9 protein-coding genes are annotated in these 12,188 nt (G+C 68.5%); 5 read left to right on the top strand and 4 right to left on the bottom strand.

Translation table 11 applies throughout. The features are described 5' to 3' along the window. Nucleotides 1–51 precede the first annotated feature (51 nt). The 5 genes from AC2YHJ_RS07525 (at nt 52) to AC2YHJ_RS07505 (ending at nt 8,135) form a co-directional block, all read left to right on the top strand. A complete protein-coding gene (locus AC2YHJ_RS07525) occupies nt 52–996 on the top strand; it encodes a polysaccharide deacetylase family protein (RefSeq protein WP_487395077.1) in 945 nt (314 codons plus the stop codon). Then, nucleotides 983–2,026: a GNAT family N-acetyltransferase gene (locus AC2YHJ_RS07520; protein WP_487395076.1), complete on the top strand. Its 1,044-nt coding sequence runs from the start codon at nt 983–985 to the stop codon at nt 2,024–2,026. The genes AC2YHJ_RS07525 and AC2YHJ_RS07520 overlap by 14 nt, the downstream gene beginning before the upstream one ends. Nucleotides 2,027–2,028: 2 nt before the next feature. Continuing rightward, nucleotides 2,029–2,970 (top strand): glycosyltransferase family 2 protein, encoded by a 942-nt coding sequence (locus AC2YHJ_RS07515; RefSeq protein WP_487395074.1) that lies wholly within the window; start codon nt 2,029–2,031, stop codon nt 2,968–2,970. A gap of 614 nt (nt 2,971–3,584) precedes the next feature. After that, the gene (locus AC2YHJ_RS07510; RefSeq protein WP_487395073.1) at nt 3,585–7,148 is read left to right on the top strand and encodes a calcium-binding protein; all 3,564 of its coding nucleotides are present in this window, start codon (nt 3,585–3,587) and stop codon (nt 7,146–7,148) included. Between the two features lie 51 nt (nt 7,149–7,199). After that, nucleotides 7,200–8,135, top strand: a complete 936-nt coding sequence (locus tag AC2YHJ_RS07505; protein WP_487395072.1) for a right-handed parallel beta-helix repeat-containing protein — start codon at nt 7,200–7,202, stop codon at nt 8,133–8,135. Nucleotides 8,136–8,144: 9 nt separating this feature from the next. Here the strand turns inward: AC2YHJ_RS07505 and AC2YHJ_RS07500 are convergent, their stop codons facing one another. Genes AC2YHJ_RS07500 through AC2YHJ_RS07485 form a run of 4 tightly spaced genes read right to left on the bottom strand, consistent with a single transcriptional unit; the run spans nt 8,145 to nt 12,172 of the window. After that, on the bottom strand, nt 8,145–9,239 hold the full coding sequence (locus tag AC2YHJ_RS07500; RefSeq protein WP_487395071.1) for a glycosyltransferase family 4 protein: 1,095 nt from the start codon (nt 9,237–9,239) through the stop codon (nt 8,145–8,147). Next, nucleotides 9,236–10,393, bottom strand: a complete 1,158-nt coding sequence (locus AC2YHJ_RS07495) for a glycosyltransferase family 4 protein (RefSeq protein ID WP_487395069.1) — start codon at nt 10,391–10,393, stop codon at nt 9,236–9,238. The genes AC2YHJ_RS07500 and AC2YHJ_RS07495 overlap by 4 nt, the downstream gene beginning before the upstream one ends. Then, entirely contained in the window at nt 10,390–11,427 is a 1,038-nt protein-coding gene (locus tag AC2YHJ_RS07490; protein WP_487395068.1) for a GNAT family N-acetyltransferase, read from the bottom strand. The genes AC2YHJ_RS07495 and AC2YHJ_RS07490 overlap by 4 nt, the downstream gene beginning before the upstream one ends. 4 nt (nt 11,428–11,431) lie before the next feature. Then, nucleotides 11,432–12,172 (bottom strand): YdcF family protein, encoded by a 741-nt coding sequence (locus tag AC2YHJ_RS07485; RefSeq protein WP_487395066.1) that lies wholly within the window; start codon nt 12,170–12,172, stop codon nt 11,432–11,434. Between the last annotated feature and the right edge of the window lie 16 nt (nt 12,173–12,188).

Here is a 12,188-nt window from a genome sequence, read left to right as displayed (position 1 = left end):
GCGAGCGGGACGCATCCTGCATGGAGCTGGGGCGCTCCGCAGGGAATGGGCATGCGAGCTTGGTTGAAGTCGGTATTGTTCACACTCGGAGTAGCACGCCTGGTCCACCGGTTCCGCAACCGGTCGGTGCTGACAGTGGTGATGTTCCACCGCGTTCTGCCACCCGAGGATGCGCGCTTCGCCGGAGCAAACCCGACCTACACAGTGACGCCGGACGAGTTTGCGCGGTGCCTCGATTTCTTCGCGCGCTTCTACGGCGTGGTGTCGCTGGCAGATGTGCAGCGCGCGGCCGAGGGCGGATCGCTGCCCCCCTGCCCGCTGCTGATCACGTTCGACGATGGCTGGCAGGACAATGCCGCCTATGCGCTGCCGCTGTTGCAGGCACGCGGCATGCCCGCCGTGCTGTTCGTCGCCACCGGCCATGTCGGGCAGGAGGAAGGTTTCTGGCAGGAGGAGATTTTCGATCGCATCGCCGCGCGCGCGGTGGACGGCCAAGGCATACGTGAAGCCGATGCGACGGTGGCGGCACTTCTGGACCGCCCGGCAACGGAACGCGAGGCGCGCCTTGCTGCATTGCCGCCACGCGACCTTCCGCGCCGCATGGCCGATGCCGACGAGTTGCGCCGGCTGGAACAGGCGGGCGTCAGCATCGGTGGCCATGGCCATTCCCATGATCCGCTGAACGCGGTCGTCGATGCTGGCGCCGAGTTGGCGCAATGCCGCGCGAGCCTCGCAGCACTTGGCCTGGGCGGCGCGCGGCCGGCCTTCTCCTTCCCGCATGGGCGATGGTCGCCCGCGCTTGTTCTGGCCGCGCGCGCGGCGGGCTTCGGGCTTTGCTTCACGAGTGAGGCGGAACTTGTGCCGACCGAGGCGCTGCGCACCGACGGCGTTGCCGGGCGTGTGTCGGTCGAGCTCGCCGGCCTGCGCAACGCGGATGGCTTCGACCTGCCGGCGTTCGCCTTCTCGATGCTGACCCGGCGGCATGCAGCAGGGTAGCAGCGCGCCATTCGCCGCGACGATCAAGCGTCCCTCCGAACTCGATGCGGAGGAGACCGAGGCGTGGCTTGGCTTCATGTCGTCCACCGAACCCCTCGGGCGGGCCTTCTTCTCACCTCGATTTGCGCGGGCCTGTGAGCGTGCCTTCGGCCGGGTCCACGTTGCGGTGCTGCGCGACGACAAGGGCCCTTGCGCCTTCCTGCCTTTCCGCTTCCCGAGCGCCGGCCATGCGGCGTTCCGCGTGGCAGAGCCGGCTGGCGGCGACCTGGCCGACCACGCTGTTCTCGTGGCCAGGCCTGGCCTACGGGTCGAGCCGTCGCGCCTGCTGCAGGTCTGTGGCCTCGGTTCCCTGTTCGTGCCGCAACTCTCGCCGGGGCAGGACATGTTTGGCCTTGCGGCCGAGCCGGTACGCATCGGTCATGTGATCGATCTAGCGGCGGGCCCCACGGCCTATATTGCCGCGCTCTCGGCGCGCGACCGCGCTTTCGTCCAGGACACCGAGCGTCGCGCACGCCGCATCGAGAAGGAATTCGGCCGTGCCGAGCTGACGGTCCTCGTCGATCCGCCGGCCGACGCGATCGAAGACCTCATCGAGGCGAAGCGGGCGCAGTATTGTCGCACCTCCGTCGGCGATCCGCTCGCTTCGGAGGCAAGCCGGCGTCTGCTGCTCGAACTCGCCCGCGACGGAGGCGAGGATTGCCGCGTCATCCTCACCACGCTCGCGGCGGGAGGAAAGCCGCTCGCGCGCCACCTCGGCCTCATGCACCACGGGACGCTGAGCTACTGGTTCCCGGTGTATGATGAGGAAGCGCGTCGCGTCTCTCCCGGCCGGATGCTGCTCTGGCACACCATCCTGGCCGCCGGGGCGCACGGGATCACATTCATCGATCGTGGCGGGGGCGATACGCAGGCGAAGCGCGACTTCTCGACCGGCACCGTCACCTTCGGGATGGCGCAATGGCAGGCGCCTGGGGTCGTGGGATGGGCGGCGCGGATCTGGCAGTCGGCGCATTGGCGGCTGCGCGGATAAGCATGGCGGTTCCGGGCGCGGTTTCCGTCATCATCCCAGCGCGCAACGCCGAGGCGACGATCTCGCGCGCCGTCGTCTCCGCTCTCGATCAAACGGCGCCGCCGCGCGAGATCATTGTCATCGACGATGCCAGCACCGACCGGACGGCGGAGTGCGCGATGGCGGCGGGTGGTCCCCTCACCCGTGTCATAACCGAAGCCGGACGGTTGGGTGCCGCCGGCGCGCGCAATGCCGGCATCAAGGCGGCGGTGGGTGAATTCATCGCCTTCCTCGACGCCGACGACAGTTGGGACGCGACCAAGACGGAACGCCAGATCGCGGTGATGGCCAGCCATCCCGCCATGACATTCTGTGCCTGCCGCGCTCGCCATATCGCCGAGGATGGCAGCCCGATCGGCCCGATCCACGGTGGCGTGCCGATCGCGACCGGCCCGGAGGCTTGGCGTGCGCTGCTCGCCGAGAACTTCGTCGCCACGCCCTGCGTCCTTGCCCGGCGGGATGCGATCCTGGCCGCCGGCGGCTTTGATCCGGCCCTGCCGGTGGCGGAGGACCAGGACCTGTGGATCCGCTTGGCTCTCGCTGGCGAGGTCGGCTTCGTGGAGGATGTGCTGGTCACGGTGCAGGACCGGCCGGGCAGCCTGTCGCGTGAATATGCAGGCAGCACCGCTGCGGTGACCCTCGACATGGTGCTTGGCCATATCGAACGGCAATCGGCGCGATTGAGCCGCGCGGAGCGCCGATACGCGCTTGGCGCGCGCTACACGCAGAACGGGCGGCGCTTCTATCGCGGGGGCGGCTGGCGGGAGGGCTCGCGCTGCCTGTTGTTAGCCATGGTGCATGGTCACGCTGTCGGCGCGAACCTCTGGTACCTGGTGACCGCGGCGCCAGGCGTGGCAGTGGTGAAGCGTTGGCTGCGCCGGGCGCTCTCAGGACAGCAACGCTGACGTTGACCGGTGTTCCGTCGTCGCGGAACGGAATGCGGTGACGCGTGCCGCCGATTGAAATCACAAACAGCGTCACGATGCCGCGGCGCGACCCAGTCGGCCCGCGTCGGGCCGAATGCGCCATCGTGCCAGAACTGGCCGAAATACTTAAATATTCGTTATCGAACCCGAAGTACGACCGAGCGGAAACGCTAAACAGTACTTCATAAAAACTGAATCACGACGGCGCGATATCGTGCTTGCGGCCGACGAAGATGGGGATGTTCGCCGCCAACACCGCCTGCCCCTTCGTCATCGCATCGGGAGATGGTGGGACCGGACAATTGCTGGTCGTCGGCCAGGGTGGCTTGAGGGATTCCATCCAGGGTTGTATCAGCGCGCTTCCTATCCCGCGGCCTAGCCGCCGATTCCGCAGCCTGCACGCAGGCAACCACCGGAATAGTTCAAATTTTCAATGAACATCGGATATTCCGACGTTTTCTGCTCGACTCACTTGAGCTGACGCGGTTCAAAAAACGTATCTTTTGCGTAAATACCCATCATACCCGTTCAGAAATCCTTGACTTGAGACAGGTGTGTGGCCAGCCAATGGACAACCATTGGTGGAGTGTTTCGTGTCCGGTACTGTCAGCTTGCCGTCGTTCGCCTCATTGCCGCCCGGCGGCATCGTCAGCCTGCGCCTTGAAAATGCTGGTCTGGGCCCGCTCGCTGGGGGTATCGCGACCTTCGGACAGGTCTTTCAGCCGGGTGAGCTGCCCGCAGGCAGCGGACTTGCCGCAACCGTCGCGGGTAGCGCCGCGGGTATCCAGTTGGATGTGAAATCCACCTACCCGGACGGCTCGGTGAAGTTTGCCGTCGTCTCAATCGAGCGACCCGACCTCGCCGCCGGCAGCGCAGTCGATGTCGTGCTGTCGCGCGGCACTTCGGCCGGCGCGCCGGCGATCGACCTCGCCAATGCCCTCGCCAGCCATGACTTCACCGTGGATATCGTCACCGCGGGCGGCACGACCCATGTCGATGTGCTGCAGGCCCTGACGGATGCGCTCGCCGCCGGCACCGCATCGGTCTGGCAGCAGGGCGCGCTCGCGACGCAGGCGCGCGTCGAGGTGGCCCTGCAAGGGTCCCAGCGCCTCGTCTTCGACGTGACGGCCTTCAAGGGCGGTGGGTTTGAGGTTGAGGCCCAGTTCAACAACGATCGCACGATGGAAGCGGTCGGAGGGCGCGTCGCCTATACGGCGATCGTCACCATGGACGGGCGCGAAGTGGCGCGGGAGGCGCTCGACCAGGCCCAGTACCAGAACTGGCACGAGAGTTTCTCGTCCAACGGGCGCGACGGCGGACAGGGTCTTGGCGATCCGAAAGCCGGCTGGCTCAACATCCAGCACGATACCGTGCATCTCGAGGCAACCGGCGCGATCTCGGCCTACGATTTCGACCAGGGCGTCGCCGCCTCGAAGCTCGACAGCTGGTACGCAGCAACCACCCAGGCCGGTTGGGGCGACCCCTTGGCCGCCAATGGCCTGATCCAGTACATGCCGATGACCGGCGGGCGCGAAGACATCGGCATCACGACAGCCGCGAATACCGGCTGGATCCTGACGCAGGATGCGCGCGCCGCTGCCTATGCGATGGGCCAGGCGGAGGCGGCGAGCGGCATTCCCTGGAATTTCTGGGATGCGGCGCACGGCACCTGGCTCAGCACCGACTACTATGCAGACCTTTGGACCGATCCACGGGGAGGCACTGGCCGCCCCGGCGATTCAACATCGACGGGACTGACGCAGCAGGTCCCGCTCGACACGGGGTGGACGACGGAAGCGGCGCATCCGCCGAACCTTTCCTACATCCCCTATCTGCAGACGGGCGAGCGGTGGACCCTCGATAACCTGAACGCCGAGGCGGCCTGGTCGATCATGACGGTCTGGCCGACAATGCGCCAGGGCGCCTCCGATCTGCTGGCGTCCGGTGGGCAGGTGCGCGCCGCGGCCTGGGCTCTGCGCGAAGTGCAGGAAGCCGCGTTCGCCAATCCCGAGGGCTCGGCCGAGCAGGCCTACTTCCAGAGCGTTGCCGACGAGAACTGGTCCTGGCTGGTGTCACAGATTCCGACCTGGACGGCGCAGCAGGGCGAGGCTCATGGCTGGGTGCCTGGCGATTACCGCGAGGCAGGCGGGATCGCGACATGGCAGCAGGATTATTTCGCCTCGGTCACCATCCTGGCGGCACGCCAGGGCAACGCGGACGCGCTCGAATTCCTTGAGTGGCAGTCGAATTTCCTCGTCGGTCGTTTCCTCGTCGCAGACCAGGGGTTCCTCCCGGCCGACGGCACGGCCTACAGCCTTGCCGTCGCGGACCCGAACACCGGGGTACGCTATCAGACCTGGGAGGAGATGGCCGCCGCCATGAAGGCGCGCGGCTGGTCCGGCGATGGGCAATATACCGACCAGAACTACGCCCAGCTCGCCCTCGCGACGCTCGCGGGCATCTATGAGCTGACCGGCTCGCGCGACGCCGCCACGGCCTACTGGAAGATTGCCGATGCGGTGCCCGCCTTCGCATCCGATGCCGCCTATTGGAACAATCCGACGAACGCCTTCGTGCCGCCGCCGAGAGACGGCTCGCAGGAGGAGATCCCTCCGCCTTCCGGCGGCGGGGTCTCGGGGACGGGTAGCGCCGATACGCTGATCGGCACCACCGGCAACGACACCATCCTCGGGCTTGGCGGTGATGACAGCATCGATGGCGGCGGCGGTCACGACAGCCTCATCGGCGGCATGGGCGACGACACGATCCGCAGCGGAGCCGGCAACGACACGCTCGACGGCAGCCAAGGTTCGGATTCCCTGATCGGCGGCGCGGGCAACGATACCTACCGGGTCGATTCCGTCGGCGACGTCATCGTGGAGCTGGCGAATGCGGGCGACGACGTCGTCTTCGCGAGCCTTTCCTGGACATTGAGGGCCAATCTCGAGCGACTGGTACTGCTTGGAAGCGGGGCCTTCGCCGGCACGGGCAACGCGCTCGACAACTGGATCGAGGGCAATGGTGGGGACAACGTCCTCTCGGGCGGTATCGGCAACGACACGCTGATCGGCGGCGCCGGCAACGACAGGCTGAACGGCATCCCCGGTACCGACAGTATGGTTGGCGGCGCCGGAAACGATATCTACTACGTCGATGACGGCCTCGATCGGGTGGTCGAAGGCGTGGGTGCGGGTATCGACCGGGTCATCGCCACGGTCAGCTATACCCTCCCCGCGAATGTCGAGAACCTCACCATCGGCAACGGCGCAGCCTATTCGGGCACCGGCAATGCCCTGGCCAACGCCATCACCGGCAATGATGCTGGCAACGTGATCTCGGGCCTCGACGGCAATGACGTGCTGTTCGGCCAAGGTGGCGTGGATACTCTGTACGGCGGCAATGGCTCCGACCAGTTGAATGGCGGCACCGGGGCCGACAGCATGCTCGGCGGCGCCGGCGACGACGTCTACGCGGTGGATGACGCATTCGATCGGGTCGTGGAATCCGCCAACGGCGGCACGGACCGTATCGTTGCAACGGTCAGCTACACGCTTCCCACGAATGTCGAGAACCTTACCCTTGGCAGCGGCGGCAACTATGCCGGCACCGGCAATGCCCTCGCCAACAGCCTGGTCGGCAATGATGGAGCCAACCTGCTCTCCGGTCTCGATGGCAACGACGTGATCCGGGGCCTTGCGGGCATGGACACGCTGCTGGGTGGTGCCGGCAACGACAATCTCGCCGGACAGGACGGCAACGACGTGCTGGTGGGCGGTGCGGGGTACGATGTCCTGACCGGTGGCGCCGGTCGAGACATCTTCCACTTCGGCGCCCCGGCGACAGATTGGGATCGCATCACGGATTTCACATCGGGCGTGGACCGCATCGAGATCCTGCGATCGGCCTTCGGGGCGACCTTGCCGCCCGGTGCCGTCGCCGCCGATAACTTCCGCCTCGGCACCTATCCGGCCGGCAGCGGTCAGCAGTTCCTCTACGACACCGACACCGGCGTGCTGCGCTGGGATTCCGATGGCGTCGGCGGCGAGAAATCGATCATCGTCGCCGTGTTGGCCGGTGCACCGGCCCTGAGCGCGCACGATCTCTGGTTGGTCAGCGCGGTGGGTTCGGCCGTGCCGGATGCGGGCCTTATCGGCTGACGGCGATCTGTAATGCGATAATCTCCGCATACCGGATGCCGGGAGCGGAGAATGCACGCAGGGTTCACCATGCTGGCCGGGGTTGCATTTTCTGTGGCGCTTTCCTGCCCCGCACCGGCTGAAACGCTGCGCGTCGGCCCCGGCGCGCCCATCACCACCATCGCCGAGGCCGCCCGGCACGCGCGCGACGGCGACGAGGTGCTGATCGCGCCAGGCCGCTATCGCGACTGCGCGGTCTGGACCGCTGCCCGCCTGCGCATCGCCGCCGTCGGCCCCGGAGCTGTCGAGGTCTCCGGCCCGGTCTGCCAGGGCAAGGCGCTGTTCGTCATCTCCGGCGCCGCGGTCACGGTGGAAGGCATCACCTTTCGCGACGCACGCAATGCCGAAGGCAATGGCGCGGGCATTCGTGCCGAGGGCGATGGGCTGACCATCCGTGGCAGCCGTTTCCTCGGCAACCAGAACGGCATCCTCACCGCCGCCGCCCTTCCCGGTGGCGTGCTCGAGATCGAGGACAGTGCCTTCATCGGCAATGGCGCACTCGTGAGCCAATGCGCGCACGGGCTCTATGCCGGCCGGCTGGCGCTGGTCACGATCCGGCGAACGGTCTTCGAGGGCACGCGGACCTGCCATCATGTGAAGTCCCGTGCGCTCCGCACCGAGATCCTGGACAGCCGCATCATCGACGGGCCGGAGGGCGACGCCAGCTACCTGGTCGATATCCCGAATGGCGGGGGGCTACGGCTGTCCGGCACGGAGCTCAGCAAGGGGCCGCGCACGGGCAATCCCGAGGCCGCCGTGGTGATCGGCGCCGAGGGCGTCACCAACCCCGCCGCACCGATCGAGATCACCGGCAACCGGATGACCAACCTGCTCGGCCAGGGCACGGTCTTCATCCGCAACCGAACGACGACGCCGGCGGTGTTGGCGCGTAACCGCCTCACAGGTCCGATCACACCCCTTGAAGGGCCGGGGCGGGTAGCGCCGTGAGAAGCCCCCTCACCCAGCGCCATCGTAGAGCGCGCGCCAAGCCTCGAACATGCGATCCTGATCGAAATGCGCTTCGGCCTGCACCCGGTTCGCGGCACCCAGCCGGGCGCGCAGCGCAGCATCATTGACCAACCGCGCAAGGCTGGCCGCGAGCGCGGCGTCATCCGGCGGCACCACGCAGGGTGCATTCTCCGCGCTCAGCATCGCACGCACGTCGCCGACATCGGTGGCGGCCAGCGGCAATCCGCTCGCCATCGCCTCCAGCACCGAGAGCGGCATCTGTTCGGTATCGGAGGACAGCGCGAAGAGGTCGAAGTCGCGATAGGCCGCGGCAGGATCGCCGACCGCGCCGGCAAAGCGTACAGCGGACTCCAGGCCGAGTTCTGCCGACATCGCCCCCAGCCGAGCGCGCTCCGCACCGTCGCCAACCACGACCAGGCGGCAGGCCACGCCGTCGGCGCGCAGCCGAGCCACGGCGCGCAGCAATCGCGCGAGGTTCTTCTCCGCTCGCAGAGTGGCGACGGCGCCGATCACCGGCGCCTCGGAATCGGAGCGCTTCGCCGCCGGGGTAAAACGGCGCAGGTCGATCCCGTTGGGAATGTGCCGCAGGCCTGCCTCCGGCAGCCGCCAGGTCCCGCGCGCGATGCCGAGCAGCGTCGCCGAAGGCAGTACGACAGTGCTTCGCCGCAGCACGAGACGGCGCGTCAGCACCCGGCGTCGCTTCTGCCCGGCCGCTTCATCCGGCCCGAAGCCGTCCTCCGAGTGCAGATGCGGCAGGCGTGGACCAAAGCGGTTGGCGATCGCCCAATCCATGCTGCCCCAGTTGCTCGTCACCAGTAGGTCGGGCCGAAGCTCCGCAAGCATCGCCCGGATGCGGCCGAAATCGCGTAGCACGCCATCACCGCGGCACGGGCTGGCATGCAGCGTGACAGGAACCTCGGGCCGCAGGCGATCGGCGCAATCCTGCCGGCCATCCAGCGCGACGACGACATGACGCCAGCGCGGTCCGAAGTGGTTGGCGATGGCGCAGAAGCGCATCTGGGCCCCGCCCACAGCGAAGGTCGGAAAAACATGCAGCAGCAGGCGACCGGCTGGAGGCGTCATTGCGCCCCGCTCGCCGCGCGCGTGCCGAGCGATACCGCCATCTCCGCCACGCGCCGCGCATTGCCGGCCCAGGTGAAATCGCGCCGGATCGCCTCGGCCCGTGCCGCTGCGCCCAGCGTCTCGCGCAACGCCGGATCCTCAGCGAGCCGCATCACCGCCGCCCACATCGCCGCCGCATCGCCGGGTGGAAACAGCAGCGCCGTGCGCTCATGCGTCAGCACCTCGCGGATATTGGGCTGGTCGGGGGCGACGATGGCGCGCCCCGCAGCCATGTATTCGAAGACCTTGAGCGGTGACGCATAGCCGACCGCCGCCGGTTGCAAGGCGACGTCAAAGCCCGCGACCAGGCCGGGGATCCGGTCCCGTTCCGCCAGGCCGGTGAAGCGGACCCGCGCTTCGATGCCGAGTTCCGCGGCCAGCCGCTCCAGCCCCGGCACCGCCGGCCCTTCGCCGACCACCTGCAGCACGATGCGCGGCCCGCCTTGCGACGCCGCGATCGATCGCAGCACGGCGTCGAGCCCGTGCCAGTCGCGCACGAAGCCGACGAAACCGAGCACGATTTCCGCCCGCTCCACCGGTCGATTGTCGAGCCCCGGCGGGAATGCCGCGAGGTCGATCCCGTTCGGCACCACGGTGATGCGATCCCGCGCCACGCCGGCCGCCGCGATCATGTCGGCGAGCACGTCGGTGACTGGCAGCACGCGATCCGCGCGCCGCCAGATGCTGTGTTCGGACCAGCGCGCGAGACGCCGCAGTCGCAGCCGCCCGAAGGCCGCGCGTTCCTGCGCTAGCGGCGAATTCACCTCCAGCAGGAAGGGCAGCCGCTGGCGCCGGGCCAGCAGCGCGCCGGCCAGGTAGAAGAGATTGGCGCGTTCATAGAGCGCATCGGGCTGGAACGCCCGTGCCGCGCGGGCCAGGCGCAGATACCCGGGAACCGTGTAGGCGAGCTCCGCGAGTTCCGCCACGAAACCCGGCAGCAGGCGCCGGATCCGCGCGATGCCGTGGCTCTCCTTGCCGAGGCCCGCCTTCGCATAGGCCGGCGGGCCGACCACCAGCACCTCATGGCCCTGCGCGCGCAACGCGGTGACCAGGGATTCCAGATGCACGCCCTGCCCGTCATGCGACTGGATGCGATGGCTGTAGAGGATCCTCATCCGTGTGCTTTCTCCGGCAGCAGGCGTCGTCGCACGTGACCTGCCGCATGGCGCAGCAGCGCCACCAGCCCCGCCGGATGGCGTGGATCGACAGCGAGCACGCCGATGCGCTGACGCCGCGTCCCCACCCAAAGGCGCTTATACGCATCGTCGCCGCGACCGAAGTCGAGCACGTGCACGCGGTCCGTCTCAATCAGATGTCGGATCATCATCGCGGTCAGCACCGTGCCGGGCGACGCCGTCCGCAGCGCCTCGACATGGAACAGCTTGGGCACGATGGCGTGTCCTGCGGAGACCGCCCAGTATTGCGCGGCGACCGGGCTGCCGTCGGCGCGGTCCCGCAGCAGGCCGAGCCGCAACTCCCCGGTCATGGCCAGGCCGCGCATCAGTGCTGCATCAAAATCCGGGAAGGGTTCGGCGGGCTTCCAGCTTCGCGCGCGCACTGTCTCAAAAGCCGCGATGCCCGCTTCCAGGGCTCGACCGGGCGCGGCAATGACCTCGAAGGTCAGGGACGCGGCGGCACGGGCGAGCTTGCGCGTGACGGTGTTGCGCAGCGCCGGGGGGCGGCTGGCGAGATAGCCCTCCCAGCCCGCGCCTGCCGGCACGTCTTCCTGCCGGAGCCCGAAATGATCAAAGCGCAACAACCGCAGCCCCTGCCCACGCATCCCGTCCAGCAGCGGCGCGGTGGCCAGCGCGTCCGGATCCATCGCATCGAAGCGCGAGGGCGTCGCGAGACGCAACCTCCGGCCAAGGTCACACCCGGCCTCACGCATCGCCGCGACGTCGCCGAGCGGCCGCCAGGCCTGGCTGTAGGGCGTGGTGAGGCTGCCCAGGCTGCCGCCCTGCTGCATCAACGGCAGCAGCACGACCCCCTTCACCAGACCCAGCACGGGGGTCGCGCCCGCGGGCATGGCGTGGCGCAGCGTCGCCTCCAGCCACGCGCGCCCGGCGAAGACATCACCGCTGCGCGGCGCGGCGAGGAAGGGGTCACAATCGGCGGGCAGCCGGCCATCGAGGATGGGCAGTACCTCCATGCACCTAGCCGCCGAGGCGGCGCACAACCCGCCCTGCCCATTCACGGATCGCCCACCAGCTATCCCCCAGCCGATCGGCGCGCGGCAGGAAATCCGAGAACCTGCCGCTTGGCACAAGATCGACCCGCACCGGCGCCGGCACCACCGCCAGGCCGGTACTGGAGAATTCCTCCTGCGCTCGCGGCAGGTGCCAGGCGTGGGTGACGAGATGCACCGCCCCGACGCCCGCCATGGACAGCATCGCCGTGGACAGGATCGCGTTCTCGCCGGTGGTGCGGGAGACATCCTCGACCCAGCGGACCGGCACGGAGAAATCCTCCGTGAGGCTGCGCGCCATCAGCCGCGCGAGTTGCATCTCCCCAGGCGCGAGCGGTCCGCCTGAAACCAGCAGCGGCAGCCCCGTGCGTCGCTGCAACGCCGCCGCGGCGCGCAGCCGCTCCAGAGTGAGTGGCCCGACCTCCGGCCCCGCGGTGCCGCGCGCCACGTCGGCACCGAGCACGATGATTGCCCCCGGGTGGATGGCGGGCATGGGGGCGGCGATCTCCCGCTCGAGCGAATCGCGCAGCAGCCCGGCCGCCATCGGTGTCGCCAGCACCAGCAACAGCACGGCCGCACCCCCGGCGAGGATTGCCCCGGCACGCCGGTACCACGGCACCAACAGCGCGCCCGCCAGGGCGAGCAGGACGAACAGCAGCGGCGGCAGCAGCAGCGCGGGCAGCGCACCGCGGAGGCTTACCTCCGGCATGGGTCGCACCCTCGCC

The organism is Roseomonas sp. SRI_022, assembly GCF_057586215.1.
This window is presented reverse-complemented; position numbering and strand designations above follow the sequence as displayed.

Bases quoted from the DNA above. Each gene is read 5' to 3' on its own strand.
- AC2YHJ_RS07525 (WP_487395077.1), top strand. From the start codon at position 52: ATGCGAGCTTGGTTGAAGTCGGTATTGTTCACACTCGGAGTAGCACGC.
- AC2YHJ_RS07520 (WP_487395076.1), top strand. From the start codon at position 983: ATGCAGCAGGGTAGCAGCGCGCCATTCGCCGCGACGATCAAGCGTCCC.
- AC2YHJ_RS07515 (WP_487395074.1), top strand. From the start codon at position 2,029: ATGGCGGTTCCGGGCGCGGTTTCCGTCATCATCCCAGCGCGCAACGCC.
- AC2YHJ_RS07505 (WP_487395072.1), top strand. From the start codon at position 7,200: ATGCACGCAGGGTTCACCATGCTGGCCGGGGTTGCATTTTCTGTGGCG.
- AC2YHJ_RS07500 (WP_487395071.1), bottom strand. From the start codon at position 9,239: ATGACGCCTCCAGCCGGTCGCCTGCTGCTGCATGTTTTTCCGACCTTC.
- AC2YHJ_RS07495 (WP_487395069.1), bottom strand. From the start codon at position 10,393: ATGAGGATCCTCTACAGCCATCGCATCCAGTCGCATGACGGGCAGGGC.
- AC2YHJ_RS07490 (WP_487395068.1), bottom strand. From the start codon at position 11,427: ATGGAGGTACTGCCCATCCTCGATGGCCGGCTGCCCGCCGATTGTGAC.
- AC2YHJ_RS07485 (WP_487395066.1), bottom strand. From the start codon at position 12,172: ATGCCGGAGGTAAGCCTCCGCGGTGCGCTGCCCGCGCTGCTGCTGCCG.